This window comes from Catenovulum sp. 2E275, assembly GCF_025515275.1.
Taxonomy (GTDB): Bacteria; Pseudomonadota; Gammaproteobacteria; order Enterobacterales; family Alteromonadaceae; genus Catenovulum.
Map to the genome: position 1 here is coordinate 1 of NZ_JAOPFU010000003.1, position 26,017 is coordinate 26,017.

Here is a 26,017-nt window from a genome sequence, read left to right on the forward strand (position 1 = left end):
CTTTCAATACAAAACAGATTGGTGAAGGAATGTAGGCACCTTTCAAACCAATATGATGCAGTAGTGGAAGCGCTGTGAAGCTCCCGAAGGGCCGGCCAAAAATGCCTGATACTGCGCCAAATTGTTTTGATGTACGACCGCATGGATGCGGGAGGTAGGATAACGCAGGAGCAGTTATCGAGAGCGACTATACCTACAACAATTTGTCTTGTCTCATGCATTTTTTTCTCCGGCTGAAATCAAGTATCTTGAGGTCGCACGGGTATATATCTTCTAAAAGTTTTAAATAAATTTAAAGTGTTACCCTTTTAAATTTGTTTTTTGCCACTATAGTCAGACTTATCGCTGAAAAAGCCAGCAATTAAACCTTAATCTGGCTTTTAAGAATAAAATTTCTTGCTACATTGGCTTTTTGTCGATATACCTAAATAAAGAAGCGGCGTTTAGTTTTAAAATTTATGTTTGATATAAGTATTTAAACGCCAGAATGTAACCGAATAATAAGACTTACTGATATCACATGGGAAAATCACTTGTCATAGTCGAATCACCGGCTAAAGCTAAGACGATTAATAAATATCTTGGCAATAACTACATTGTTAAGTCGAGCGTTGGTCATGTGCGTGACCTGCCAACTTCTTCAAAAGGTAAAGTTAATCTAACCGCAGATACTAAAAAAATGACGGCAGAGCAAAAAGCCGAATTTAAAAAGAAAAAAGAAAAAGCTGCGTTAGTTGCCCGAATGGGGGTTGATCCAGAAAATCACTGGCAGGCCGAATACGACATTTTACCCGGTAAAGAAAAAGTCGTAGCCGAGTTACAAAAGTTAGCTAAAAATGCAGACACTGTTTATCTCGCAACCGATTTGGATAGAGAAGGGGAAGCGATTGCTTGGCACTTGCGTGAGATTATTGGTGGTGAAGACGACAAGTACAAACGCGTTGTATTTAACGAAATTACTAAAAAAGCGATTCAGGATGCCTTTTCTAAACCGGATGAACTTAATATTGATCGAGTGAATGCACAGCAAGCGAGACGCTTTTTAGACCGGGTTGTTGGTTTTATGGTGTCACCCTTGTTGTGGAAAAAAGTCGCCAGAGGACTCTCAGCCGGTCGAGTACAGTCTGTTGCCGTGCGTTTAGTGGTCGAGCGTGAGCAAGATATTAAAGCATTTGTTCCAGAAGAATTCTGGGAAATAAAAGCTGATACGCGGACTCAAGATAACCAGCAGTTATTATTGGATGTAGCGAAACAAGCCGGTAAAAACTTTAAACCTCAAAACAAAGCTCAAACCGATGCTGCTTTAGCTAAATTAAAGTCAGCCGCCTATAAAGTGAGTGATTGTGAAACCAGACCAACGTCAAGTAAACCTGGTGCACCTTTTATTACTTCAACTTTACAGCAAGCAGCCAGTACCCGTTTAGGTTATGGTGTTAAAAAAACCATGATGTTAGCGCAGCGCTTATATGAAGCAGGTTACATCACCTATATGCGTACTGACTCAACCAATTTAAGTGCAGAAGCAGTTACTAGCTGTCGGGATTATATTAATCAAAAATTTGGCGGTAATTATCTGCCTGATAATCCAATTACGTATGGCAGTAAAGAGAACGCACAAGAAGCGCACGAAGCGATTCGTCCATCATCAGTTGAGGTATTAGCTGAAAGTTTAGATGGTGTAGATGCGGATGCGAAAAAACTATACGAGCTTATCTGGCGTCAATTTGTTGCTTGTCAGATGACTCCAGCTAAATATAAAGCCAGCACTATTACAGTTGCAGCCGATGAGTTTGAATTAAAAGCTAAAGGCCGAGTTTTAGTATTTGATGGTTGGACTAGAGTACAACCGCCGGCAAGTAAAAAAGGTGCCGAAGATCAACTATTGCCAGAGGTAAAAGTAGGTGATGTTATTAATTTAACTGAACTTAATCCAACTCAGCATTTTACTAAGCCGCCAGCGCGTTTTAGTGAAGCTGCTCTGGTAAAAGAACTTGAAAAACGCGGTATTGGCCGTCCGTCTACTTATGCGGCTATTATCAGCACAATTCAAGACAGAGGTTATGTCCGCTTAGAAAACAAACGTTTTTATGCTGAAAAAATGGGTGAGATCGTCACCGACCGATTAGTTGAAAACTTTGATGATTTAATGAGCTTTAATTTCACTGCTAATATGGAAAAATATTTAGATGAAATTGCCCACGGTTCATTAGACTGGATAAAAGTATTAGACCAATTTTACAACGGCTTTAGTCAACAGTTAGAACAGGCAGAAAGAGAAGTCGATGAAGGTGGTATGAAACCAAATCAGCCTATTCCGGTTGATATCGATTGTCCAGAGTGCGGCCGTAAAATGACTATTCGCACCGCAACAACAGGGGTGTTTTTAGGTTGTTCAGGTTATGCGCTGCCTCCTAAAGAGCGTTGTACTAAAACCATTAATTTAACCTCGGGCGAAGAAGCGGTTGATACAAATGATGAAGAAGCCGAAACGAACGCATTAAGAGCGAAACGCCGTTGTCCTAAATGTAGTACCGCAATGGATAGTTATTTAATTGACTCTGAGCGTAAGCTACACGTTTGTGGTAACAATCCAACCTGTGATGGTTTTGAGATTGAGCAAGGCCAATTTAAAATAAAAGGTTATGATGGTCCGGTTATCGAATGTGATAAATGCGGCTCTGAAATGCAGCTTAAAAACGGCCGTTTTGGTAAATATTTTGGCTGTACCAGTGATGACTGTAGTAACACCCGTAAGTTATTAAAAAATGGTCAGCCTGCGCCACCAAAAGAAGATCCGGTTCATTTACCCGAATTACCGTGCGAAAAGTCAGATGCATATTTTGTTTTACGTGATGGTGCTTCGGGGATCTTTTTAGCTGCTCATAACTTTCCTAAATCAAGAGAAACCAGAGCTCCTAAAGTAGAAGAGTTAAAGCGCTTTAAAGACAGGCTCTCTGATAAGTTTAAGTATTTAGCGGATGCCCCGGTAAAAGATCCTTTAGGGAATCCTGCTATTGTTAAATTTAGCCGTAAAAATAAAGAGCAGTATGTGGCCTCAGAAATGGATGGTAAAGCATCTGGTTGGTTAGCTCATTATGAAAATGGCAAATGGGTTGCCGATGACTCTAAGTTAAAGAAACCTAAAAAATAATAACTCATTAATTGTTTTGCCTTGATTACTATTTCAGTTTCAGGGCAGGGTTAATCCAATAAAAAAGCCAATCATCTGATTGGCTTTTTTATTGTTTATCTTTAGCATTTATGCCCGTTAGGGGTTAGCAAAAAACGATTGGAAAGTGTGTTACCACTTTTTCTTAGGCTGGAATAACACATCTAAATCATCTTCTTCTTCAGCTGCTTTTTTACGGCGATCCTGTGCATTTGAGTTTTTCAACTCTTCTGTAATTTCTGTTAATAAAGTAGTCAACTCTGCTTTCCTTTGGTTCGCATATTCACTTCTACTTGCTTGAGAATCTATTGTCGAAACAGCTTTTTCATAATATTGTCGAGCTGAGCCTAGCATTTGGCTTCTTCTTGCCATATGACCACGTTTCATTAAGCTTTCAACATTAATTTTTAATTGTAGAGCATCTAATTTCTTGTCTTCTACCATAAAAATTTGAGTATCGACTTTTCCTTTGGTGTGTTCCGAACGCAGTGCGGTTCTTAATTTTTTTATCCCCTGAATTAAAGCTATAGTTGCTCTCTCATCATCCGGTAAGACAAACTGCTCTTCTGAATTAGTATTGATATCCTGAGGTGATATGTTTTGTACTCGTTGTTGGGTATCTTTGAGTCTTTGTCTGAGCTCTGTTGAATCAGGAGTCAATTCTGACATCGCTTTAATTGCATCTAATAAACGTTGATGTAAAATCAAAACTAGCTGAGTGCTAACAGGGAAGTTACTGATATTCATTAATAAGTTCTCAGTTTCTTCTACAATATTTTTATGCTTAGCTAACTCATTCCTTTTATCTGTTTCTATTTTTTCTTTGTGTTGTTGAACCGCGTTAATTAATATAGCTAATACAATCAGCGCAATGACAAGTGCAATTACAATGGTAAAAATCATCACATATCCTAATTAAAAACTAACAATCATTCGTTTTAGAACATCATAACAAGTATAGACTGTTACTTTATTTTAATAATTATTTCGTTTGATAGTACAAGAATATCTAAAAATAGTCGAACAAGAATGCTTAAGTTTTATAAATTTTAAGGAAGTGTCAATATAAATTGACTGCCCCCCAAACGACCTCCATTTTTAAGTTCCACTTGTCCGGTCAGGTTGTTATTTTGATGTGATCGTGCAATGAGTTTTGCAAAAAATAACCCTAGACCAGTATGACCGGAAGTTAAATTTATTTCATGCATATTTAACTCTGTTTGCTTAAGCATATTTTCAGTATAGCCACTACCATCATCCTCAACGGTTACAACTAATTGATTTTTGTTTAGTGCAGCTTGGATAAAAATTTTATTATTTGTATAACGCATCGCATTGATGAAAACATCATTTAACAAGTTTGAAATTAAATCCAAATCAAGATACCAGGTTAAATCTGGTTCAATATCTATTTCCACTTGGATCTTTCGACTATCTAAATACAGTTGATTCTGGGTGATGATTTCTTCTGCTATATCTAAAATATGATATTCATCAATGTTGATAGGTAATTGGTCTTTTTCTGCTCTATACAATGACAGGAGCTGTAATAGATTAGTATTTAAACGAGATGCCTCATAGTGTAGTTTAGCAAGTTCTGAGTCTGCATTTAAGGCTTTTGCCTGCTCACTTAAATTATCAATTGACTGTATTAATAAACATAATGAATTTTTCATATCATGCACGGAGGAAGCCAGTACACTAGCAAAATCAATTTGAGTTGTTTTGTCCACTATTGTGCTCTCTATTTTCATTTATAATTAATAATTCTCGGATTAATTTGAGGTTTGCTCTGTATAGAGTAAACCTTTGATCGGCAGGGTCGATATTTTTTAATGTTCTAACACAATTTTCTATGAGTTGCATAGCATTAGGTATTTGTTTTCCCTGCATTTCAAGTTTGATTAATGTTGTCATTAATATTAGTGCAATATTCATATTTTTCGGTGAAAAATGAGACGCTGAAATTAAAAGTTTTAAGGCTTTTAAATAATCTTTTTTATCAATATATTCTAAGCTATTTCGATATAAGTGGTTAGCATGTATCGGATCCGTTTGTCGGGATATAAGCTGATGCTTTGTACAAAACTCTGCTAATGTTGGTGCATTTATTAAAATAATCGGGAAATAAGTCGCAATAAAATTTAGCTGCTCTTTTAAATAAGACCTACATTCCGACAAACTTAACAACCGTGCTGAAATACTAGATAAACGATTTATTAGTTCATCTTCCTGAGATTGTATATGAAGGTAAATACAATAACTTATTTCTAAAGCAAGTGAATATTGAATATCATGTTTAAAGCTTTGCTTGTACTGTTTATAATAATATAAAAACTCATTTTTTAATTTATGTTGTTGTGAGCTGTTTATTTCTGTAAAGGAGATTGCGATAACATTTAATAATTTAAGAATATCATCTTCAGTTGAATTAAGCGTATTTTTACTCAGTTGTAAAACTTTTTTATAATGCTGCACTGAGATTGAATAATGGCCAGTATTAAAACTAATTTCGGCATATTGTCTTTCCCTGCTGAGAGATTTGCTACTAACTTTAACTGCTTTTTCAAGAATTTGATGGGCTTGCTCGGTTTCACCTATTGCTAATAAACATTCCGCTTGTAAATCAAAAGCATTAACTACATATTGATTTGTTTCTGTAATTTTTTCAAAATAACGTATCGCTTGCTGATATAAACCTAACCCCATTTGAGCTTTGGCAAACCCAATTAGAGACCATAATAAAGGGCGTTGTTTATTTACTGAATGATAAAGCTGGGCAGCTGATTTGAATTGGCCTAATCGTAGTAGACAATCCCCTTTAATTTGCAGACAACTTGCTAAATAGCTTCGGTTAGTTTGCATTAAATGGTTAGATTCCGCGATAGCCTGAGCAAAATCTTGTTTATTTAGCTGATTCAATACCGGCATTAAAAATTGCTTTTTTTCATATATTTTATCGAGCCGGGTCTTGAGTGATTGCTTAGTAAAAGGTTTGGTTAAATAATTATCTGGTTTAAACTCAATTGCACCAGTAACCATTTCAATTGAATTTTCTGCTGTCACCATAATAAAAATGGTATCTTTACGTAAAGTCTCACGAAAATTTAATTCTTCTAATAATTGTTGACCATCGAGGCTGGCTTCGCCTAAATTATAATCACATAAAATAATTTGATGATGTTTTTGTTGATATAGCTCTATTGCTTTTTCTGCATTAACAGCAGTATCTATTTGATTAGCCCCTAAGCTAATTAGCATATTTGTGAGCGAAGTTCTAAATTCGGCAAAATCATCCACAATTAAAAATGTGATGTCCTGATAGCGATTGATATTGCTCATAAAATAAACGTAAAGTGTTAAACAACAATTAGTTAATATTGGTTCAATTTTTAAAAAAGATGAATTAAATTATTAAATAATCATCGAATTTTGTATTTTATCGGTATAAACTAAATTAAAAGTTATAAAAAACACCCACAAGTATTCAAATTTAGCATAACGGTGGTAGGGAAATGAAACTTCAGCAGCTGAGATATATCGTCGAGGTGGTTAATCATAACCTGAATGTATCAGCAACAGCCGAGAGCTTATATACGTCTCAGCCAGGGATCAGTAAACAGGTTCGTATGTTAGAAGATGAACTTGGTGTTCAAATTTTTGGTCGTAGCGGTAAGCACTTGACTCATGTCACGCCCGCCGGACAAGAAATTATTAATATTTCACGCGAAATGTTATCTAAAGTTGAGAGCATTAAGGCGGTTTCGCGTGAACATACTCAACCTGATCAAGGTAAATTAAATATAGCCACAACTCATACTCAGGCCAGATATGCATTGCCGGAAGTAATCAGTGGTTTTATGAAAAAATACCCTAAAGTTTCTCTGCACATGCACCAAGGCACACCTGCCCAAATTAGTGATGCCGCAGCAAAAGGCGAGGCTGATTTTGCAATTGCGACCGAAGCGCTGCACTTATATAACGATTTGATTATGTTGCCTTGCTACCATTGGAACCGCAGTGTGGTTGTGGGTAAAGATCACCCTCTGGCAACTAAAAAACATATCACGCTTGAAGATGTTGCTAATTATCCAATTGTGACTTATGTATTTGGTTTCACTGGCCGTTCTGAGTTAGATAATGCTTTTAGCAAAACCAGCCTTGAGCCTAAAATTGTATTTACCGCAACCGATGCTGATGTGATTAAAACGTATGTCAGAATGGGCGTTGGGATTGGGGTAATGGCGACAATGGCGGTTGATAAAAAGAATGATCACGATTTAGTTGCCATTGATGCCTCGCATTTATTTAGACCCAGCACCACTAAAATCGGTTTTAGAAAAGGCACTTTTTTACGTCATTATATGTACGATTTTATTGAACGATTTGCACCGCATTTAACACGAGATATTGTTGATAAAGCGATTATGTTGAAAAATGCTGAAGAAATTGACGACTTATTTAAAGACTTTAAGTTACCGGTTCGCTAATTAGAGCTAAATTAGCAGCCGCTGTTTTAACTCGTGTAAAATAGTGGCTGTTGCCCCCCAGATTAATTTATCCTGAAAATAAAACCCATAAACTCGACGAACTGTGTCTGCTCTGTGGTAATCAATTGTTTGCATATTGATTTGATATAAAAAATTATCCAATGGTAAACGAATTAGTTCGGCAACCTCATTTTTATTCAGTTTTAGTTTAAAGTTTTCAACTTGTTCATGCCGGCTTAATGCAACAAATGGGGTGACTTCAAAACCAGTTAGCGTATTAATGGATGATAATGTACTAATATGCTGCCAAAAAGTGGGGGAGATACCAATTTCTTCATCGGTTTCTCTGAGTGCGCAAGCATATAAACTACTATCATTGGCTTCTAATTTACCGCCAGGAAAGCTGACTTGTCCCGGATGATGTTTTAAATATTCAGGTCGTTTGGTTAGCCATATTTCTAAGGTTTTATTTTGTGTTTCAACAATTGGAACTAATACAGCGGCATGGGTATGACCAGCCAGATATTTGGCTGGTTTAATTTGTTTTGGGTTTAATTTTAGTTGGGTAATTAGCTGAGCTAAATCCATTATAGGCTACTTAATACCGGCAATATTTTATTCACTTTATCAAATGTTTCTTTGTATTCACTTTTCATTTTTGAATCGTAAACCAACCCCCCGCCAGCCCAACAATGAATCGACTCATTATCTGCCACTAAGGTTCTAATTGCGATATTGGTATCCATGTTGCCTCGCCAGTCTATATAACCAATAGAACCACAATAAATTGAGCGGCGATGTGGCTCAAGCTCTTCAATTATTTCCATCGCTCTGACCTTTGGCGCTCCGGTAATACTGCCGCCCGGGAAACAGGCTTCGAGTAAATCAAATGGCGATTTATCTGCTTGTAATTGGCCGGTCACTGTGCTCACTAAATGATGAACCGCTGGAAAGCTTTCGATTTCAAATAATCTTGGCACTCTGACACTACCCGGCTGGCAAACTCGGCTAATATCATTACGTAATAAATCCACTATCATCAAATTTTCAGCACGATCTTTTTCCGATGATTTTAAGCTGGCTTTAAAAGCATTATCTTGCTTTAACGACTGGCCCCGCGAAATAGTGCCTTTTATTGGTTTAGTCTGAACCTGATGCTCGTTAAGTTGTAAAAAACGTTCAGGTGAAATGCTGATAATGCTGTGATCTTGATATTTTATATAGGCAGAAAAAGGGGCTTGATTACTGTCTCTGAGTGCTAAATAAGCTTGCCAGCAGTCGCCGGTGTAATCTGCACTGAATCTTTGAGCAAGGTTAATCTGATAACAGTCGCCATCGACTAAATATTGCTTTACTTTGTCAAATTTAGCGGTGTAACTTTGCTCTGACATATTAGCCTGCCAGTCACTAAGCAGTTTAAATGCTTCGGTTGGTTGTTTATTCTGTTTATGATATTGATTTAATAAATGTTCAACTCTAAATAAATCAGGCTGATAATCTACTGCAAACCATTTACCGGTTTGATTATCTTTAATAATCGCCCAATCATATACGCCCAAATGCATTTGAGGTAAATCAATATCATTTTGTGCCAATTCAGGCAAAGTTTCTATGCTGCGGGCTAAATCGTAACTAAACCAACCGGCACAGCCACCTACAAAAGGCAAATCGGTTTCTGGTAACTGAGCAGGCATAAGCTCTTGCTGGAGCTGCTTGGCCACTGTAAATGGATTTGCTTCGTTTTGGTTTTGGGATTGACCGTTTAATAATTTAACACTGGTTTTGCCAAATGAATGGGTCACAGTTGCAATTGGTGCCGATAAAATAATGTCGTAGCGGCTGTTTTCATGGTTAGCATTGGCTGAATCCAGCAAGATAGAGCCTTGCTGATTAGCTAAATAAGAAAATAAACTGGTGGCGCTAACCGAAGCTGCTAAATCGATTTGATAGATAGATTGATTATTCATGAAACGAGCTGTACTGAAATATGAATTGTCAGCGGCTAAGCCTATCATATTTGTGAAATAAAATAGCGGTGTATTTTAATCTTATATTAGATATTTCATATAACTATTTGCGTTGTAAAATTTTATTTGTATAAATAACCTGAACAGCACATAAGAAAATTTGCCCAACGGGCTATTTTTGCGTCTTTCATCGTTATTTTTCTGACTAATAGCTCGCTATTAGGTACAGAAAAATGCCTTGATAAACGCAAAACTATCCTCGTTGGAACGTAAAATAGGGTGGAAGCGTTATTGTTTAGCTAATTGGATAATTTTACTTCAACCATTTCTTACACGCAGTTCAGGTTAAATAACCTCACTATTTTCTTATTTTAGAATTATCACCACGCCACTGGGGATTTTGAATGACAACTATTAAACAGCAAGATTTTATCGATAGTATTGAAGATGCATTGCAATTTATCTCTTATTATCATCCGCTTGATTATGTAAAAGCCGTTGAAGCCGCTTATCACAAAGAGATAAACCCTGCCGCGAAAGATGCAATGGCACAAATACTAATTAATTCGCGCATGTCTGCTCAAGGGCACAGACCAATTTGTCAGGATACCGGAATTGTAACCTGCTTTGTGAAAATCGGCATGGGCGTGAGTTGGGATAAAACGGATATGACGGTTCAGCAAATGGTGGATGAAGGGACTCGACGAGCTTATACCAATCCAGATAACCCACTGCGAGCTTCGATTGTGATGGATCCAGCCGGGAAAAGAATTAACACCAAAGATAATTCACCAGCCGTTGTGCATATTGATATGGTTGCCGGAGATAAAATTGAAATTATGGTCGCAGCCAAAGGCGGTGGATCAGAAAACAAATCTAAAATGGTCATGCTAAATCCAAGCGACTCAATTGCTGATTGGGTTGTTAAAACCTTACCGACAATGGGTGCAGGCTGGTGTCCACCGGGCATGCTTGGCATAGGTATTGGTGGTACAGCTGAAAAATCAGCAGTATTGGCCAAAGAAAGCTTAATGGACCCAGTTGATATTCAGGAATTAATTGAGCGCGGTCCACAAAATGCGGAAGAAGAGCTCAGATTAGAAATTTTTGACCGGGTTAATAAATTAGGCATTGGCGCACAAGGCTTAGGTGGTTTAACCACTGTGGTGGATATTAAAATAAAATCAGTGCCAACTCATGCAGCTTCTAAACCTGTCACTATGATCCCAAATTGTGCTGCTACCCGTCATGCTCATTTTTATTTAGATGGCTCAGGTCCGGCTGAATTAAAAGTCCCTAAACTGGAAGACTGGCCACAAGTTACTTGGGAAGTCGGTGAAAACGTACGCCGTGTGAATGTTGATGACATTACCAAAGCAGAAATTCAAAACTGGAAAGCCGGTGATACGGTTTTATTATCCGGTAAAATTTTAACCGGACGCGACGCAGCTCATAAACGCATCAAAGAATATTTGGAGCGGGGCGAAGCATTGCCAAATGGGATCGACTTTAAAAATCGCTTTATTTATTACGTGGGTCCAGTTGATGCGGTTGGTGATGAAGTTGTTGGTCCGGCTGGCCCAACAACAGCAACTCGAATGGACAAATTTACCGATATGATGCTGGCTGAACATGGTTTATTTGGCATGATAGGTAAAGCCGAACGTGGTGCTCAAACCGTTGAATCTATTGCTAAATATAAAGCGGTTTATTTAATGGCTGTTGGTGGCGCGGCTTATTTAGTGGCTAAAGCCATTAAAAAAGCTAAAGTGGTTGCGTTTGAAGATTTGGGAATGGAAGCAATTTATGAATTTGAAGTTGAGGATATGCCGGTAACCGTTGCGGTTGACTCAACCGGTAATAATGTTCACCAAACCGGGCCTGCAATTTGGTCAGCAAAAATAGCTGAACTGGACAACTAAATTAGATAAACAATTAATGCTTTATCCGTTAAAAATAAACCGCTTAGCAAGCTTAATTCAAATTTGCTAAGCGGTTTTTGTTTATTGAGCGTTAATTTATCTAATTATTTTCTCTCGCTACTTTATATATCTGCTCTTGATTGCATCCGATAAACTTGAGTTAACGGTTTGGCGCAATAAACTGGCCGTTTTTAATTTGCTCACTATATTGAGTGACCAGTTGATCTAAACTTGCGATATTATTGCCTTCGTTTTGCAAAATAGCTTTAAGCGGTGCTAAATCAATATCAATAATGCCATGCTCTTTAGCTATTTTACCCCACACGTAAGCGTGCTTATATTTTTCTTCTTTAATAAATAATGTGCTGAGCGTTTTGAAAATTTCTGGCTTTAAAACCTGAGTGCCATCATATATTTCAAGGGCATGATATAAAGTATCAATGGTTAAATCGCGATCAAACTTAACGTAATACGTTGCTAGTTTTAACTGTAAATCAGGGGTTTGTAAAATACCTGAATCGCGCAAATTTAAAAATTTTTGCATCGCGGTTTCGTCACCATTGCGTGACCAGTGCCAATAAAGTAGGTAAGGATCGGTTGAGTTTTTCGTCACGTCAGATAAGCGCTTTAACTCTTTTAACGAGGTAATATAACCTTTAACTCTGCCGGTTTGTTTATCTCTTAATTTGATATGCTCAATATGAGATGCTTTTTCGACACAAGTTGAATAGCTTTCTAAATCCAGCATCAGTTTGTATCTAATTTGATCTGTTGGATTTTGTTGCTCGTTATAACGGCCAAAAATCACTTCTTTACGTTCTGCTTTACACCAGGCATCCTGATTTAAGTCGTCACAAAACTGCTGGTTTTGTTCACATACCTGACGTAATGTTGGGCCAGAATCACAAGCTGTTAAGGCAGCCAGTGATAAAAATGAAACAGCAAGCGGAAATGTCCATTTGTTTAATTTCAATGGAACCACCTTAAATAAAAAATTACTAACACTATTTATGTTAAATAATACCTTAAAATGAAAGTAAAAAAAATTGTCGGTTGGGCGTTTCAACTGTTAATCATTGGATTCGTTTATTTTTTAATCCAGTTTTGGCAAAGTAAAAATATGCTGGCGGTAGAAAGCGAACTGCCAGAAAATCAATTTTTATTGCAGTTAGTGAGCTCTGAACAAACTGAGGTTGTTGATTTAGCGGATCAACATTCGCAAACTTTGCTTTATTTTTTTGCTCCTTGGTGTCAGGTTTGCCATTTGAGTATTCCAAATCTGGTTGACTTAAAGCAGCAATTAACTCACTCAGGTGCTAAAACTAAAATTGTGGCGATTGCGCTGGATTACTCAAATAAACAAAGTGTTAAAGACTTTATTGACCAGCATCAGGTTAATTTTCCGGTTTATTATGGCGATGTTGGCTTACGGTCATTATTTAAAATATCGGTTTATCCAAGTTATTATTTAATTGATAAAAACGGATTAGTTACAAATAGAGTGACAGGATATAGCTCTGAGTTAGGGATGCGATTAAGGCTTTAACTTTCAGTGATTTGCACTTTGGTGTTCGGCATCTAATTGCGTTATAATGGCGCGTCAAAATTTCGGAGTGTTCAATGGCGCGTTTTTTAGTTACCACCTCAAAAGGCTTAGAAAATCTTTTAGAACAAGAGCTTCAAAGCTATTCAATTGATAATATTAAATTATCTGTATCTTCTGTTTGGTTTGAGGGCACGCTTGAGCAAGCTTATCAGGTTTGTTATTGCTCGCGTCTGGCCAACAAAGTTTTTCTTGAGTTAACCAGTGCGCCTTGCTCCGGTAAAGACGATTTATACCAAATTGCGCAGTCAGTTGACTGGTCTATGCAATTTAAAGATAGATCAACCTTTAGTGTCGATTTTAACGGGGTTACCGAAAAACTGCGTAATACTCAGTTTAGCGCTCAAGTAGTAAAAGACGCGATAGTTGATTTATTTCAGGATGAGTTTGGCCGTCGTCCTAATGTTGATAAAGCCAATGCGGATATCCGAATTCAAGGGCGTTTAATTAAAAATAATGCGCATATCTTTATTGATTTATGTGGTCAAAGCTTACATCAGCGTGGTTACCGAGTTAATGCTGGCCGTGCGCCCATTAAAGAAAATATTGCAGCCGCGGTTGTGATGCGTTCAGGTTGGCTTGAGCAAACCGAACAACCGTTAATTGATTATTTTTGTGGCTCAGGCACTTTGTTAATTGAAGCTGCTCAAATGGCACTTAATATGCCAGCGCAACAATACCGCAGAGTATGGGGTTTTGAACATTGGCTTGGACATAATCCAAATTTATTTGAGCAGGTAAAAACTCAGGCGGATGCTCAGATTAAAACCGATCTTAAACTGAGATTATATGGGATTGATATTAATACCCGTGAATTAAAAACTGCCGAGCAAAATGCAAAAGATGCTGGTGTTGATGATTTTATTCATTTCCAGCGCGGCAATGCGTTGGACTCGTTAATCGATTTTAATGAAGCAGGGCATATTATTTCTAACCCACCGTATGGTGAGCGTTTAGAAGATGAGCTTAAAATTGCAAGTTTATATTTGGATTTTGGCGCAGCAATTAAACAAAAATACGAAAACTGGCAGTTAACTGTCATTAGCTCTGCACAGGAGCAATTACGACAATTAAAATTATCGGCCAGTAAAAAATATAAAGTAAAAAATGCAGCGCTAGATTGTGTGATCGCCAAATATACCATTGAAGCCGGAAGTGGCGTTGATCCGCGTGAAAATATGGCGCTTGAATTTCAAAACCGGCTGAAAAAAAATGTAAAACAATTAGCTAAATTGGCTAAGCAAATTCCAACTGAATGTTATCGTGTTTATGATGCCGACTTGCCGAATTACAATGTGGCTATTGATGTATATGGCGATAGTTTGGTGATTCAGGAATATGCCGCACCTAAAAATATTCCAATTGAAAAAACGCGTGCCAGATTAAACGAGGTATTGTTAACGGCACCTGGTATCTTAGAGATTGAAACTAGCAAAGTGGCTTTAAAGGTTCGTAAGCGTCAAAAAGGCAACGAGCAGTATCAGCGCAGCACCAACCGAGATGAATATTTTGCAGTACAAGAAGCCAACGCTTTATTTTATGTCAATATTCATGACTTTTTAGACACTGGATTATTTTTAGATCACCGAGATATGCGTTTGTTGATTCAACAGCAAGCGAAAGATAAAACCGTATTAAACTTATTTTCTTATACTTGTAGTGTCAGCGTTCATGCGGTTTTAGGCGGCGCGAAACAAGTTACCTCTGTCGATTTATCTAAAAAATACTTGGATTGGGGTAAACAAAATTTTGAGTTAAATAATATTAATCCGGCATGGCATCAGTTTGTGGCGCAAGACAGCTTAGAATGGCTTAAAAATAGCAAACAATCATTCGATTTAATCTTTATTGATCCGCCAAGCTTTTCCAATTCTAAAAAACTAGAAACCACTTTTGATGTACAGCGCGATCATATTGCTTTAATTAGCAATGCGTTAGCCAAGTTAAATGCTGGTGGTGAGATTTATTTTTCAAACAATTTAAGAACGTTTAAATTAGATGAAGCGGCGATGGTCGAGCTTGGTTTAACTTTTACCGATTTAAGTGAAAAAACACTGCCGTTTGATTTTAAACGCCGGGCGAATATTCGTCAGGTATGGAAAATTCAACGTAAATGAGTGACTTAATCTTATATGGCACAGAAGGTTGTCATTTATGTGATGATGCTCAGCAAGTTTTAAATCGGTTAGGTATTTTAGAACAAGTGAGTTTGCTTGATATTGCGCTACAGGATAATAGTGAAGATTTAATTGCACAATATGGTGAAAAAATTCCTGTTTTATTAGATACGCCAAGTCAACAAACTTTATGCTGGCCATTTGATGAAGCCAGCGTATTAAATTGGTTAAAATTGCATTATGAATTTATATAGGATAACAAAAGCCGAGCTGGCTTTTGGCGATCACCCTTTGTTAAACGGTGCGGATTTTCATATTAACCGTGGTGAAAAAATTTGTATTTTGGGACGCAATGGCGCCGGTAAATCAACTTTACTTAAAATTATTGCCGGTGATATTGCGTTAGATAGCGGCGATACTAATTTACGTAGTGAAACTGTGATTGCCAGATTACCGCAAGATCCGCCTAAAGCATCTAGTGGTGTGGTGTATCAATATGTAGCCAAAGGGCTTGGTGCGGTGGGTGAGGCACTCGCTGAGTTTTATCAGTTAAGTGCGGATGCGAACGCCGATTTAACCCAACTTGCCAATATCCAGCAGCAAATTGATAAGTTAGATGGCTGGCAGTTTGAACCAAAAATACAGCAAGTTATTTCGCGTTTAAGTTTAGATGCTAATGCGCCATTAACTGGGTTATCTGGTGGTTGGTTACGTAAAGTTGCCTTGGCTCAAGCATTGGTTGTTGAACCGGATATTTTATTATTAGATGAACCGACTAACCATTTAGATTACCAGTCAATTAATTGGCTTGAGCAGTTTTTAAAAGATTATAACGGGGCTTTAGTTTTTATTAGTCACGATAGGGCATTTGTGCGTAATGTTGCCAACCGGATTGTGGATTTAGACCGTGGCAGGCTAATTAGTTATGAGCGTGGATATGATCAATATTTAATTGATAAAGCCGCTTTTTTAAAAGCTGAAGAAGCCGAAAATAAAAAGTTTGATGATAAATTAGCGCAGGAAGAAGTTTGGATCCGTCAGGGTATTAAAGCTCGCCGTACCAGAAATGAAGGGCGAGTTAGGCATTTACAGCAAATGCGTAAAGAAAGAGCACAAAGACGAGATGTGCAAGGCACTGCTAATCTGAATTTAGATGAAGCTAACAAATCCGGTAAATTGGTTGCTGAGGTTGAGCACTTATCTTACCGCTATAACGATGAGCTGAATATCGTTGAAGATTTTAGCTGCCTAATTATGCGCGGCGATAAAATTGCTTTAATTGGCCCAAATGGCTGTGGTAAGTCTACTTTTATTAAACTGATTCTGGATAAACTTAAACCAGATTCAGGCACAGTTAAATTAGGGACTAACTTAGATATTGTTTATTTTGATCAATATCGTGACCAGTTAGATGAAGAAAAGTCTGTTATGGATAATGTAGCCGAAGGCAAACAAGATGTGGTTTTTAATGGCCGCACCCGACATGCTTTAGGTTATTTACAAGACTTTTTATTTTCACCTCAACGTGCGCGCTCGCCCGTTAAATCTTTATCTGGTGGTGAAAAAAACCGGTTATTATTGGCCAAGTTATTTTTAAAACCAGCTAACTTATTAGTGCTGGATGAACCAACCAACGATTTAGATGTGGAAACGTTAGAGCTATTAGAAGAGCTAATTGATAGTTATCAGGGCACTTTATTATTAGTTTCGCACGACAGAGAGTTTGTTGATAACACTGTAACTTCTAGTTTCTTCTTTCATGGGAACGGCCAGATAGAAGAATTTATGGGCGGATACGATGCGATTATTCCGCATTTAGCTGAGCGTGAAGCACATTTAAAACAAATTCAAACAGAGAAATCTGAACCTAGCGCAAAAAAGACGGTCGAAAAACCTCGAAATACAAAAGTAAAGCTGTCATATAAGCAAAAACGTTTGTTAGAATCATTGCCTCAAACAATTGAGTCGCTCGAAATTCAAATTGCGGCACTGCAAGATGAAATAAACTCGCCTGAGTTTTTTAGTCTGGCTAGTGATATAACTCAAGCTAAGTTAGATGAATTAGCGCAAGTTGAGGCAGAACTTGAAACCGCATTTGAGCAGTGGGAAGAACTCGAGAGCCTGGAAAACGAATAAAACATGATGAATAAAGTATTAAAATCAAGCACAGTATTATTAAGTTATTTAGCGCTGCAAACTTCAGCGTGGGCGGTAAATACCAATTACCGGATTGAAATAATAGAAACGCCTGAAGAATTTAAAAGTAGTTTTCCGGTAGGGATTAATAACCAGGGTGATGTTGTTAGCACTTTAGCTACTTTAAATGGAAATCGCTTTAATTATCCGGTTGATCGAGAGTTGCTGGATTTTAAAGATGAAGATAATTTAGAAAATTTTACGACTCGGTTATCATCGAGTTATGCAACTGCACTATTTTATGCCACGCTGTATTGGGACTCTATTCAGAAAGGGCGGTTTGTTTCTGAAAGTTTAGGCGCAACTTTAACTTATTTAGCAACTTATAATAAAGATGGCCAACATCAGCAATTAGCGCCTTACCGTACTGCTTTTTCTGATCGCTCTGAATTAGAAGAGCTGGCGATTTTTGACGAAGAAAACCCTGAAACGGATGAATATTATTACTACAATACAGAGCTTTCTCATGGCATTAATAACTTAGGCTGGTTAGCGGGTGAAGCTGGCTCGCCATTAACCGAAACCCGAATCGACGGCGAAACTTGGTTAATTCCTTCGTTTTTAAATCGTGGTTTTGTTCGATATTCTAATAAAGCCATACTCCTTGAACCACTTTATGATGAAGAAGATGCGTTAGGTGGCTTTAGCTATGCAACCGATATTTCTGATAATGGTTATGTAGTTGGCTATGCATCTGTTGACGGTAGTACATCTTTAAATAGCTTGATAGATACTTGTAGAGCGAATGATGATAGTGTGCCAAAAGAAGTTTGTATATGGAAAAGCTTAGGCGATAACAAAACTAATCAATTTAGTGCTTTTAAAACCCGCGCTTATTTATGGAAAGTAAATGGTAATGGTGAGGTTGCATCCAAACGTGAGTTGGGTATAGCGATTGACGATCCAGAATACAAAGATAGTCTATCCTTTATCAGCCGAGCGTTTGCTGTTAATGATGCAGGGATTGCGGTAGGTGAGTCGCATGTGATTGATGTGAATGATAGAACTCGTCAGCAAGCTGTAATATTCTTCGAAAACAATGTATTTCCGATGACCAACCCACTTGAATACAGAACAAGTCGAGCAATTGATATTAATAATAATGGCATAGTAATTGGTACATTAACCGATAGCTCAACTTTAGTCGGTGTAACCAAAAGTTTTTATTACGATATTGATAGTGGTGGGGTAACGGTTACTAAGTTAAATGACTTCTTTTCTAGTGCTAATACTAAAGTGAACTCAATTAATGATCAGAACATTATTGTGGGTAACACAGAAGCATCAGCATTAGCCAGTGGTAGCAAGCCTAAACACGGTTTTGTTTACGATTTGGATACAGAAGAAATGTATGATCTAAATGATTTGTTAAGTTGTAAAACTGATTTCACAATCACAGACGCAGTTGATGTAAATGATGATGGTGTTATTTTAGCTCGTGCTTCTTATGTGCAGGCCAGACGTAATTTATTAGGCCAGATTGTGGCTGATGTGACAACGGGTGATGCGGCTATTGAGCAAGTTGAGTATACGGTTAAATTAATTCCAGATGCCAGCTCAGCCGACAGTTGTGAATCACCGGATAATGAAGAAAAAGTAAAACGTAAAGGTGCATCTTTTAATGCTGGCTGGTTCGTTTTATTGTTTATTACATTTTTGTTTAAAAAACGTAATATTAAGTCTAAAAAGATCTAATCTACTTTTAAATAGCTAAGATGTTGTAAATCAGCATCTTAGTTATTCCTCCACAAAAACACCTTCATTTCTGCTTTATTACAGTATTGCAATCAAACTTTTTCTTAGTTAATTTTGAATTGTCGCTGTCGATAAATCAAACTCGGATTTTGAACTAATTTGAGTCGTTATTGACTAACTTATTGAAACAAGTAAGCGATAAATAATATTTTCATCCGAACTTATATGGATAAGGAAAACTAAATGAAAAGACAAAAGCGCGATCGTTTAGAAAGAGCCCAGTCCAGAGGCTATCAAGCAGGTTTAGTAGGTAAAACGAAAGAATGTTGCCCGTATCAGGAAGCTGATATTAAAGCCCAGTGGCTTGGCGGGTGGCGAAATGCTGTTGATGATAGAATAACTTTTTTTGGAGGAAAATAGAAAAAAGCCCATTAGGGCTTTTTTCTTATTGGTTAAGTTAATATTGCTTAATAATATTAAACCTAGAAAGCAGATGTGTCTTGGAATAAACCTACTTTTAAATCTTTCGCTTCGTAAATAACTTTTCCATCTACTGCAACACTGCCATCGGCAATGCCCATATAGAGTTTGCGTTTAATAACACGCTTCATATCAATACGATAAGTTACTTTTTTTGCAGTTGGTAAAATTTGACCTGTGAATTTAACTTCACCCACACCTAATGCACGGCCTCGACCCGGACCACCACACCAGCCTAAGAAAAAGCCAACTAATTGCCACATTGCATCTAAGCCTAAACAGCCTGGCATAACCGGATCGCCCGGAAAATGACAATCAAAAAACCATAAATCAGGGGTAATATCTAATTCAGCTTCAATATATCCTTTACCTGCGCTACCACCATCTTCAGTAATGCTGACAATTCTGTCCATCATTAACATATTTGGTGCTGGTAATTGGCTGTTTCCCGGGCCAAATAGTTCGCCACGGCTACAAGCTAAAAGCTCTTCTTTGTTAAAACTATTTTTCATTAGTATCAATCTATATTAGGTTCAAGAAATTTCGCGCATACTTTAGCGAACAGGTGTTAGCTAAACAAGTCTAATTGCTCAATTTACCGGCTTTTTGTGAAAAAAAGTGCTAATTTTTTTAAAATAGAGCGGGATTGTTCCAGCTCTTGACCAAAATGTTCAAGCTCTTCTCTCACTTTAGCAAATAAACTCTCGCCATCGTCAGACTCTGCCGGTAAGCCAGTTAAAATGTCTGCCGCTTCTGTGACGTGTTTGATTGCATGAATTTTTAAACTCCCTTGGCTCACCGCATTTAAAATATCGCTGCTTAAATTCAGGTGAGTTACATTAGCGTGCGGGATAATAATATGGTGAGTTTGCATTGGCGCTTTTAATTTTGCTAATACGTAATAGCCTTCAATTTTTAAATCGACCCCACCAACTGCCAATACATTACCTAACTGATCAATTGCCCCTGTTAACGCTACATTTTGCCTGATTGGCACATTTGAAATAGCCGAAAGTAGGGCATATAACTCAGCCAATGAAGCACTGTCACCATCTACCTCATGATAAGATTGTTCAAATACAATATTAGAAGAAATTGGCAGCGGCTCATTTTTAGCAAAAGCTCGGGAAACAAACGATGATAAAATCATCATCGCTTTTGCGTGAATATTACCGCCCAGCTCTGATTTGCGTTCAATATCGCCAATATCACCTTCGCCAACAAAGATATTAGCAGTAATTCTAGAAGGTTCACCAAATTCAGCCAGCGCGGTTTCTACAACGGTTAGCCCATTGATTTGGCCAACAACTTCGCCGCTAAAATCGACTTTAATTGTATTTTTTAATATTTGTTCAAAGTTATATAAGCGGCTGGATGAATTAAACCCATTTATATCCTGCACCGCTAATTCAACATCGGCTTGACTAAAGTTTGGGTTAAGTCGGCTGAATAAACGTTTGAGATAAGTTAAATCAAGTGAAAACCAATTTTGTTCTTCAACCAAACGGGCTTGTGCCCAAATTAAGCTGTTTAATTGCTCATCGGTTAACTGGGTTTTAAAACTGGTTTGAATAAAGTCTTTAAATGCAGGCAAGGTTTCTGCTTTTAATTCAGCAATGTGATCGGCTTCATTAATTTCATCTGCACATTTTTGTGCCAAAGAAGGTAATAAATAACAAATGGCTTGTAATGATTCATAATCACCAGTGATGATGATAGTGCGATCAAAACGGATTTGTTTATGACGAAAATGAGGTTGAATATTTTGTGCTTGTTCATCATTTAATAACCATCTTGTTGAAAAGCAGCGGTTGGAAATCATTTTTCCGATTAAATCTAATAACTTTTCGTCTTGTAATAAAGTTTGAGCCGACAAAATGCAACTTTGTTGCGGATTATCAAATAAAGCACCTGATTTAAACGTATATTTGCCATTAATATTGGCTTGAAAATGGCCAATTAAATACTCAACAGAGCTTAGCTCAAAGTGTTGTTGTGCAAAACCAAGCCAGTTTAAATACGGGATAACAGGGTAGTTTGCTGTTAATAAATAAACATCAAAGTGCTGATACTCAACTTTCTCAATAAATTGAGTAAGTTGAGGTAGTAATAAATGTTGATTCAGTGGTTTGTTTTGCAAACTTAATTGCATTTTTGCAATTTTAGCCTGAACACTCAACTGCTCTAAACTCAGGGCCATGCTGTTGGTCATTAAGCAACTCTTTAAAATAAAATAGCTATTTTTGATAATATTAAACGCATTATAACCGCAAAGGGTCAAAAAAACAGTTTTGTTCTGCGGACAACAGTATCGACACAAGGGGAATATCTAGGTATGATCCCGACTCATTTTTATGACTAAAATACGCATGTGACCCTTGGTATGTGGTCACCACTGGAAAAGGATAAATAATGCCTATAATTACTTTGCCTGACGGCAGCCAACGAGAATTTGAAAACCCAGTTACACCTATGCAAGTTGCTGAATCTATTGGCCCTGGTTTAGCCAAAGCAACGATTGCAGGTCGGGTTGACGGAACTCGCGTTGATGCTTGTGACTTAATTGAAAAAGACGCAGCGTTAGAACTCATCACTGCTAAAGATGAAGATGGCCTTGAGATTATTAGACACTCTTGTGCTCACTTATTAGGGCATGCAATTAAGCAGCTTTGGCCAAATGTAAAAATGGCAATCGGTCCAACCATTGATAATGGTTTTTATTATGATGTGGACTTAGAGCATTCAATTACCCAAGAAGACATTCAAGCACTTGAAAAAAGAATGTTAGAGCTAGCTAAAACTAACTATCCAGTTGAGAAAAAGGTTGTTAGCTGGCAAGAAGCGCGCGATGCATTTGCTGCACGTGGCGAAAGCTATAAAATTGAAATTTTAGACCAAAATATCAGCAAAGATGACAAACCGGGTTTGTATCATCACGAAGAATATATTGATATGTGCCGTGGTCCGCATGTACCTAATATGAAGTTCTGCCATCATTTTAAATTAATGAAAGTTGCTGGTGCTTACTGGCGCGGTAACTCAGACAATAAAATGTTGCAGCGTATTTATGGCACAGCTTGGGCTGATAAAAAACAACTTGCAGCTTATTTAAAACGATTAGAAGAAGCTGAAAAGCGTGATCACAGAAAAATTGGTAAAGCGCTAGACTTATTTCACTGGCAAGAAGAAGCGCCAGGTATGGTCTTTTGGCATAATGACGGCTGGACGATTTATCGTGAGTTGGAAGATTTTGTTCGTATAAAATTACGTGAATATGATTATCAGGAAGTGAAAGGTCCAATGATGATGGACAGAACACTTTGGGAAAAGTCTGGTCACTGGGATAAATACGCAGACAATATGTTCACAACTGAATCAGAAAAACGGGAATATGCAATTAAACCAATGAACTGCCCAGGGCATGTTCAAATTTTTAATCAAGGGTTAAAATCATACCGTGATTTACCACTGCGTATGGCTGAATTTGGCTGTTGTCACCGTAATGAACCATCTGGTGCGTTACATGGCTTAATGCGTGTACGTGGTTTTACTCAGGATGATGCTCATATTTTCTGTACTGAAGAACAAGTACAGGATGAAGTGAGTAGCTGTATTAAAATGGTTTACGATACATACCAAACATTTGGTTTTGCTAATGTTGCAGTTAAATTATCAACTCGTCCAGAAAAGCGCATTGGTGATGATGCCATGTGGGACAGAGCTGAGTCTGCATTAGTTGAAGCATTAAAAGCTAATGAGATTGAATTTGAATTTCAACATGGCGAAGGTGCATTCTATGGCCCTAAAATTGAATTTACACTTTATGACTGTTTAGACAGAGCATGGCAGTGTGGTACGATTCAGTTAGACTTTGCTTTACCTGAGCGTTTAGGTGCAAGTTATGTGTCTGAAAATAATGATCGTAAAATTCCGGTGATGATCCATCGTGCTATTTTAGGATCAATTGAACGTTTTATCGGTATTTTAACTGAAGAATATGCCGGACATTTTCCAACTTGGTTGGCACCACAACAGGCAGTTATTTTGAATATAACTGATAAACAAGCTGACTATTGCCAAAAAGTTGCTAAAATATTGAACGAAAATGGATTTAGAGCCTCTGCCGACTTGAGAAATGAGAAGATTGGCTTTAAAATCCGTGAACATACATTAAAGCGTGTCCCTTATATGTTAGTTGTAGGTGACAAAGAGCTTGAAAGTGGTCAAATCGCTGTCCGTTCACGTAAAGGTGATGATTTAGGCAGTATTTCTGTAGAAGAGTTTATTGCTCGTCTACAAAACGATGTTGACAATAAAGTTTTATAATCTCGTGGAGGAATGAACCATTAAAGGTGGTAGAAAAGGCCCTGAAGCAGGCAAAGCACGTATTAACGAAGAAATCGATGCAAAAGAAGTGCGCTTAATCGGCGCGGACGGAGAGCAAGCTGGAGTTGTTTCATTGCGCGCAGCGCAAGAGGCCGCCGATGAAGCTAAATTAGATTTAGTTGAAATCAGCCCGAATGCACAGCCGCCGGTTTGCCGCGTGATGGACTATGGTAAGTTCCTTTACGAAAAGAGTAAAACTGCTAAAGAGCAGAAGAAAAAGCAAAAACAGGTTCAGGTTAAGGAAATTAAATTCCGTCCTGGAACTGATGTGGGCGACTATCAGGTAAAACTACGCAACCTGAGGCGCTTTATAGAAGACGGTGATAAAGCTAAAGTAACGATTCGTTTTCGCGGTCGAGAAATGGCACACCAAGAGATTGGCATTGAAATGATGAATCGTGTTAAAGACGATTTAGCTGACATTGCCCAGTGTGAGTCTTTCCCTAAAAGGGTAGAAGGCCGCCAGATGATCATGGTGTTAGCCCCGTCTAAAAAGTAGTGTAGTCATGGTTTAAAGTAATTAATGTTGAGTTAATTCACCATGCTATATTTTGTTAATTGACAATGCGGAGTAGCGAAATGTCAAAAATTAAAAGTCATAGAGGTGCTGCAAAGCGCTTCAAAAAAACAGGCAACGGCGGCTTTAAGTGTAAGCAGTCTCACTTACGTCACATCTTGACTAAGAAGAGCTCTAAGCGTAAGCGTCACTTACGTGCGAAAACTCAAGTACATCAGAATGATGTTCCATTAATCGTACGCATGTTACCATACGCATAAGAGGAGACTGAACAATGCCTAGAGTTAAACGTGGTGTAACTGCACGCGCAGCACACAAAAAAGTATTGAAGCAGGCTAAAGGCTATTATGGTGCCCGCAGTCGTGTATATCGTGTAGCAGTTCAGGCTGTTACTAAAGCTGGTCAATATGCTTACCGTGACCGTCGTCAGCGTAAACGTCAATTCCGTCAATTATGGATTGCTCGTATCAATGCTGCTTCTCGTCAAAACGGTTTATCATACAGCCGTTTCATCAATGGTTTGAAAAAAGCATCTGTTGAAATCGATCGTAAGATCTTAGCTGATATCGCGGTATACGATAAAGCAACTTTCACTGCATTAGTAGAGAAAGCAAAAGAAGCTTTAGCTTAATATTTTAAAGCTTGAGACTTTTTGAAAAAGGGCTGAAAGGCCCTTTTTTTGTGCCTATAATTTAGAAGCTAGAATCGTTTCCATCAATTTTGAATCTTGAAACTGGTTTTTAGGTCGATGTTTACACCGTTAAATCATTAAATTAATTAATTTGCAGTATGTTAATACTTAGCCCTGTTTTGACCATTCAAAATAAATGGGAAAAGCGCTCAACATTAAAAACCGAAAAAATTAATAGGAGTGATTATGTCTAAATCTATTCTGATCCCCGTTGCTCATGGCAGTGAAGAAATCGAAATTGTTTGTTTAGCCGATACCCTCAGAAGAGCGGAGTTTGCAGTTACTTTAGCATCCGTTGAAACTGAATTAACACTTAATTGCAGCCGTAAAGTTAAAATTGAAGCGGATTGCTTTTTTGCGGATGTTGTAGAACAAAATTTTGATTTAATTGTGATTCCCGGTGGTGTTGAGGGGAGTGAAACCTTATCCCAAACTTCTCAATTAACGGCAAAACTTAAATCTCAGCATGAAAAAAGCGGTTATATTGCGGCAATGTGTGCGGCTCCGGCTGTTGTTTTTGCTCGTCATTATATTGCAGTTGAAAGGTTAATGACGGCACATCCTGCATTTTTTAATAAATTACACAAACCCGCATCACCAGAGTTAAGAGTTGTTGTCGATAAAAATTGTATTACCAGCCAAGCACCGGGCACTGCGATTGAATTTGCTTTGGTTTTAATCGAATTATTAGCCGGTCGAGAATTAGCTGAAAAAGTCGCTCAACCCATGTTGGTTAAATAGCCTGTTTAGCGCAATTAACTCTGATAAATATTAAAAAAACTTG

22 protein-coding genes are annotated in these 26,017 nt (G+C 37.7%); 14 read left to right on the forward strand and 8 right to left on the reverse strand.

All coding sequences use genetic code 11. From position 1 onward, the window contains the following. Positions 1-520: 520 nt before the first annotated feature. Positions 521-3,151, forward strand: coding sequence for a type I DNA topoisomerase (gene topA / locus N7931_RS02240; protein WP_262791624.1), 2,631 nt, complete (start codon positions 521-523; stop codon positions 3,149-3,151). 150 nt (positions 3,152-3,301) lie between these two features. Here the strand turns inward: topA and N7931_RS02245 are convergent, their stop codons facing one another. The 3 genes from N7931_RS02245 to N7931_RS02255 all read right to left on the reverse strand — a co-directional run bounded on the left by N7931_RS02245 (position 3,302) and on the right by N7931_RS02255 (position 6,511). Continuing rightward, positions 3,302-4,072 carry a hypothetical protein gene (locus N7931_RS02245; protein WP_262791625.1) on the reverse strand — a complete coding sequence of 257 codons (771 nt, stop codon included), beginning with the start codon at positions 4,070-4,072 and terminating at the stop codon, positions 3,302-3,304. Positions 4,073-4,218: 146 nt separating this feature from the next. After that, positions 4,219-4,923 carry a sensor histidine kinase gene (locus N7931_RS02250; protein WP_262791626.1) on the reverse strand — a complete coding sequence of 235 codons (705 nt, stop codon included), beginning with the start codon at positions 4,921-4,923 and terminating at the stop codon, positions 4,219-4,221. After that, complete coding sequence (locus N7931_RS02255; protein WP_262791628.1) at positions 4,880-6,511, reverse strand: tetratricopeptide repeat-containing response regulator; 1,632 nt, start codon at positions 6,509-6,511, stop codon at positions 4,880-4,882. Before N7931_RS02255 ends, N7931_RS02250 begins: the two co-directional genes overlap by 44 nt. A gap of 173 nt (positions 6,512-6,684) precedes the next feature. On the opposite strand from N7931_RS02255, the gene cysB reads away from it, so the two are divergent. Continuing rightward, positions 6,685-7,659 carry an HTH-type transcriptional regulator CysB gene (cysB, locus tag N7931_RS02260; protein WP_262791630.1) on the forward strand — a complete coding sequence of 325 codons (975 nt, stop codon included), beginning with the start codon at positions 6,685-6,687 and terminating at the stop codon, positions 7,657-7,659. Positions 7,660-7,665: 6 nt separating this feature from the next. On the opposite strand, the gene N7931_RS02265 is transcribed toward cysB, so the two are convergent. Together N7931_RS02265 and pabB are read right to left on the reverse strand one after the other, a co-directional pair. Continuing rightward, a complete protein-coding gene (locus N7931_RS02265) occupies positions 7,666-8,247 on the reverse strand; it encodes a CoA pyrophosphatase (protein ID WP_262791632.1) in 582 nt (193 codons plus the stop codon). Beyond that, positions 8,247-9,626, reverse strand: coding sequence for an aminodeoxychorismate synthase component I (gene pabB / locus N7931_RS02270; protein ID WP_262791633.1), 1,380 nt, complete (start codon positions 9,624-9,626; stop codon positions 8,247-8,249). The genes N7931_RS02265 and pabB overlap by 1 nt, the downstream gene beginning before the upstream one ends. A 404-nt stretch (positions 9,627-10,030) precedes the next feature. Between pabB and N7931_RS02275 the strand changes: the two genes are divergently transcribed. After that, a complete protein-coding gene (locus tag N7931_RS02275; protein WP_262791635.1) occupies positions 10,031-11,548 on the forward strand; it encodes a fumarate hydratase in 1,518 nt (505 codons plus the stop codon). A 160-nt stretch (positions 11,549-11,708) separates the two neighbouring features. Here N7931_RS02275 and N7931_RS02280 read toward each other — a convergent pair whose 3' ends face one another. Continuing rightward, positions 11,709-12,521 carry a DUF2989 domain-containing protein gene (locus N7931_RS02280; RefSeq protein WP_262791636.1) on the reverse strand — a complete coding sequence of 271 codons (813 nt, stop codon included), beginning with the start codon at positions 12,519-12,521 and terminating at the stop codon, positions 11,709-11,711. Between the two features lie 57 nt (positions 12,522-12,578). On the opposite strand from N7931_RS02280, the gene N7931_RS02285 reads away from it, so the two are divergent. The 6 genes from N7931_RS02285 (at position 12,579) to rmf (ending at position 19,579) form a co-directional block, all read left to right on the forward strand. Then, entirely contained in the window at positions 12,579-13,094 is a 516-nt protein-coding gene (locus N7931_RS02285; RefSeq protein WP_262791637.1) for a TlpA disulfide reductase family protein, read from the forward strand. 74 nt (positions 13,095-13,168) lie between these two features. Continuing rightward, on the forward strand, positions 13,169-15,268 hold the full coding sequence (gene rlmKL, locus N7931_RS02290) for a bifunctional 23S rRNA (guanine(2069)-N(7))-methyltransferase RlmK/23S rRNA (guanine(2445)-N(2))-methyltransferase RlmL (RefSeq protein WP_262791638.1): 2,100 nt from the start codon (positions 13,169-13,171) through the stop codon (positions 15,266-15,268). Further along, positions 15,265-15,522, forward strand: coding sequence for a glutaredoxin family protein (locus N7931_RS02295; RefSeq protein WP_262791639.1), 258 nt, complete (start codon positions 15,265-15,267; stop codon positions 15,520-15,522). Before rlmKL ends, N7931_RS02295 begins: the two co-directional genes overlap by 4 nt. Continuing rightward, on the forward strand, positions 15,509-17,404 hold the full coding sequence (locus tag N7931_RS02300; RefSeq protein ID WP_262791641.1) for an ABC transporter ATP-binding protein: 1,896 nt from the start codon (positions 15,509-15,511) through the stop codon (positions 17,402-17,404). Before N7931_RS02295 ends, N7931_RS02300 begins: the two co-directional genes overlap by 14 nt. Positions 17,405-17,407: 3 nt before the next feature. Beyond that, on the forward strand, positions 17,408-19,159 hold the full coding sequence (locus N7931_RS02305) for a DUF3466 family protein (protein WP_262791643.1): 1,752 nt from the start codon (positions 17,408-17,410) through the stop codon (positions 19,157-19,159). 243 nt (positions 19,160-19,402) lie between these two features. Next, positions 19,403-19,579, forward strand: a complete 177-nt coding sequence (rmf, locus tag N7931_RS02310) for a ribosome modulation factor (protein WP_262791645.1) — start codon at positions 19,403-19,405, stop codon at positions 19,577-19,579. A 62-nt stretch (positions 19,580-19,641) separates the two neighbouring features. Here rmf and fabA read toward each other — a convergent pair whose 3' ends face one another. Both fabA and N7931_RS02320 read right to left on the reverse strand, forming a co-directional pair. After that, positions 19,642-20,151 (reverse strand): 3-hydroxyacyl-[acyl-carrier-protein] dehydratase FabA, encoded by a 510-nt coding sequence (fabA, locus tag N7931_RS02315; protein ID WP_410369326.1) that lies wholly within the window; start codon positions 20,149-20,151, stop codon positions 19,642-19,644. An 83-nt stretch (positions 20,152-20,234) separates the two neighbouring features. Further along, complete coding sequence (locus N7931_RS02320) at positions 20,235-21,851, reverse strand: S16 family serine protease (RefSeq protein WP_262791648.1); 1,617 nt, start codon at positions 21,849-21,851, stop codon at positions 20,235-20,237. Between the two features lie 200 nt (positions 21,852-22,051). Between N7931_RS02320 and thrS the strand changes: the two genes are divergently transcribed. From thrS to N7931_RS02345, 5 genes are all read left to right on the forward strand, one after another. Then, complete coding sequence (thrS, locus tag N7931_RS02325) at positions 22,052-23,965, forward strand: threonine--tRNA ligase (protein WP_262791650.1); 1,914 nt, start codon at positions 22,052-22,054, stop codon at positions 23,963-23,965. Between the two features lie 19 nt (positions 23,966-23,984). Further along, the gene (infC, locus tag N7931_RS02330; protein ID WP_262791929.1) at positions 23,985-24,524 is read left to right on the forward strand and encodes a translation initiation factor IF-3; all 540 of its coding nucleotides are present in this window, start codon (positions 23,985-23,987) and stop codon (positions 24,522-24,524) included. 80 nt (positions 24,525-24,604) lie between these two features. Then, the gene (rpmI, locus tag N7931_RS02335) at positions 24,605-24,802 is read left to right on the forward strand and encodes a 50S ribosomal protein L35 (RefSeq protein WP_262791652.1); all 198 of its coding nucleotides are present in this window, start codon (positions 24,605-24,607) and stop codon (positions 24,800-24,802) included. 14 nt (positions 24,803-24,816) lie between these two features. Further along, positions 24,817-25,173: a 50S ribosomal protein L20 gene (rplT, locus tag N7931_RS02340; RefSeq protein ID WP_262791654.1), complete on the forward strand. Its 357-nt coding sequence runs from the start codon at positions 24,817-24,819 to the stop codon at positions 25,171-25,173. Positions 25,174-25,419: 246 nt separating this feature from the next. Continuing rightward, complete coding sequence (locus N7931_RS02345; protein WP_262791655.1) at positions 25,420-25,974, forward strand: DJ-1 family glyoxalase III; 555 nt, start codon at positions 25,420-25,422, stop codon at positions 25,972-25,974. Positions 25,975-26,017: the final 43 nt, after the last annotated feature.

What these genes read in the sequence shown, in the direction of transcription:
- topA (WP_262791624.1), top strand. Translation starts at nt 521, where the DNA reads ATGGGAAAATCACTTGTCATAGTCGAATCACCGGCTAAAGCTAAGACG.
- N7931_RS02245 (WP_262791625.1), bottom strand. Translation starts at nt 4,072, where the DNA reads ATGATTTTTACCATTGTAATTGCACTTGTCATTGCGCTGATTGTATTA.
- N7931_RS02250 (WP_262791626.1), bottom strand. Translation starts at nt 4,923, where the DNA reads ATGAAAATAGAGAGCACAATAGTGGACAAAACAACTCAAATTGATTTT.
- N7931_RS02255 (WP_262791628.1), bottom strand. Translation starts at nt 6,511, where the DNA reads ATGAGCAATATCAATCGCTATCAGGACATCACATTTTTAATTGTGGAT.
- cysB (WP_262791630.1), top strand. Translation starts at nt 6,685, where the DNA reads ATGAAACTTCAGCAGCTGAGATATATCGTCGAGGTGGTTAATCATAAC.
- N7931_RS02265 (WP_262791632.1), bottom strand. Translation starts at nt 8,247, where the DNA reads ATGGATTTAGCTCAGCTAATTACCCAACTAAAATTAAACCCAAAACAA.
- pabB (WP_262791633.1), bottom strand. Translation starts at nt 9,626, where the DNA reads ATGAATAATCAATCTATCTATCAAATCGATTTAGCAGCTTCGGTTAGC.
- N7931_RS02275 (WP_262791635.1), top strand. Translation starts at nt 10,031, where the DNA reads ATGACAACTATTAAACAGCAAGATTTTATCGATAGTATTGAAGATGCA.
- N7931_RS02285 (WP_262791637.1), top strand. Translation starts at nt 12,579, where the DNA reads ATGAAAGTAAAAAAAATTGTCGGTTGGGCGTTTCAACTGTTAATCATT.
- rlmKL (WP_262791638.1), top strand. Translation starts at nt 13,169, where the DNA reads ATGGCGCGTTTTTTAGTTACCACCTCAAAAGGCTTAGAAAATCTTTTA.
- N7931_RS02295 (WP_262791639.1), top strand. Translation starts at nt 15,265, where the DNA reads ATGAGTGACTTAATCTTATATGGCACAGAAGGTTGTCATTTATGTGAT.
- N7931_RS02300 (WP_262791641.1), top strand. Translation starts at nt 15,509, where the DNA reads ATGAATTTATATAGGATAACAAAAGCCGAGCTGGCTTTTGGCGATCAC.
- N7931_RS02305 (WP_262791643.1), top strand. Translation starts at nt 17,408, where the DNA reads ATGATGAATAAAGTATTAAAATCAAGCACAGTATTATTAAGTTATTTA.
- rmf (WP_262791645.1), top strand. Translation starts at nt 19,403, where the DNA reads ATGAAAAGACAAAAGCGCGATCGTTTAGAAAGAGCCCAGTCCAGAGGC.
- fabA (WP_410369326.1), bottom strand. Translation starts at nt 20,151, where the DNA reads ATGAAAAATAGTTTTAACAAAGAAGAGCTTTTAGCTTGTAGCCGTGGC.
- N7931_RS02320 (WP_262791648.1), bottom strand. Translation starts at nt 21,851, where the DNA reads ATGACCAACAGCATGGCCCTGAGTTTAGAGCAGTTGAGTGTTCAGGCT.
- thrS (WP_262791650.1), top strand. Translation starts at nt 22,052, where the DNA reads ATGCCTATAATTACTTTGCCTGACGGCAGCCAACGAGAATTTGAAAAC.
- rpmI (WP_262791652.1), top strand. Translation starts at nt 24,605, where the DNA reads ATGTCAAAAATTAAAAGTCATAGAGGTGCTGCAAAGCGCTTCAAAAAA.
- rplT (WP_262791654.1), top strand. Translation starts at nt 24,817, where the DNA reads ATGCCTAGAGTTAAACGTGGTGTAACTGCACGCGCAGCACACAAAAAA.
- N7931_RS02345 (WP_262791655.1), top strand. Translation starts at nt 25,420, where the DNA reads ATGTCTAAATCTATTCTGATCCCCGTTGCTCATGGCAGTGAAGAAATC.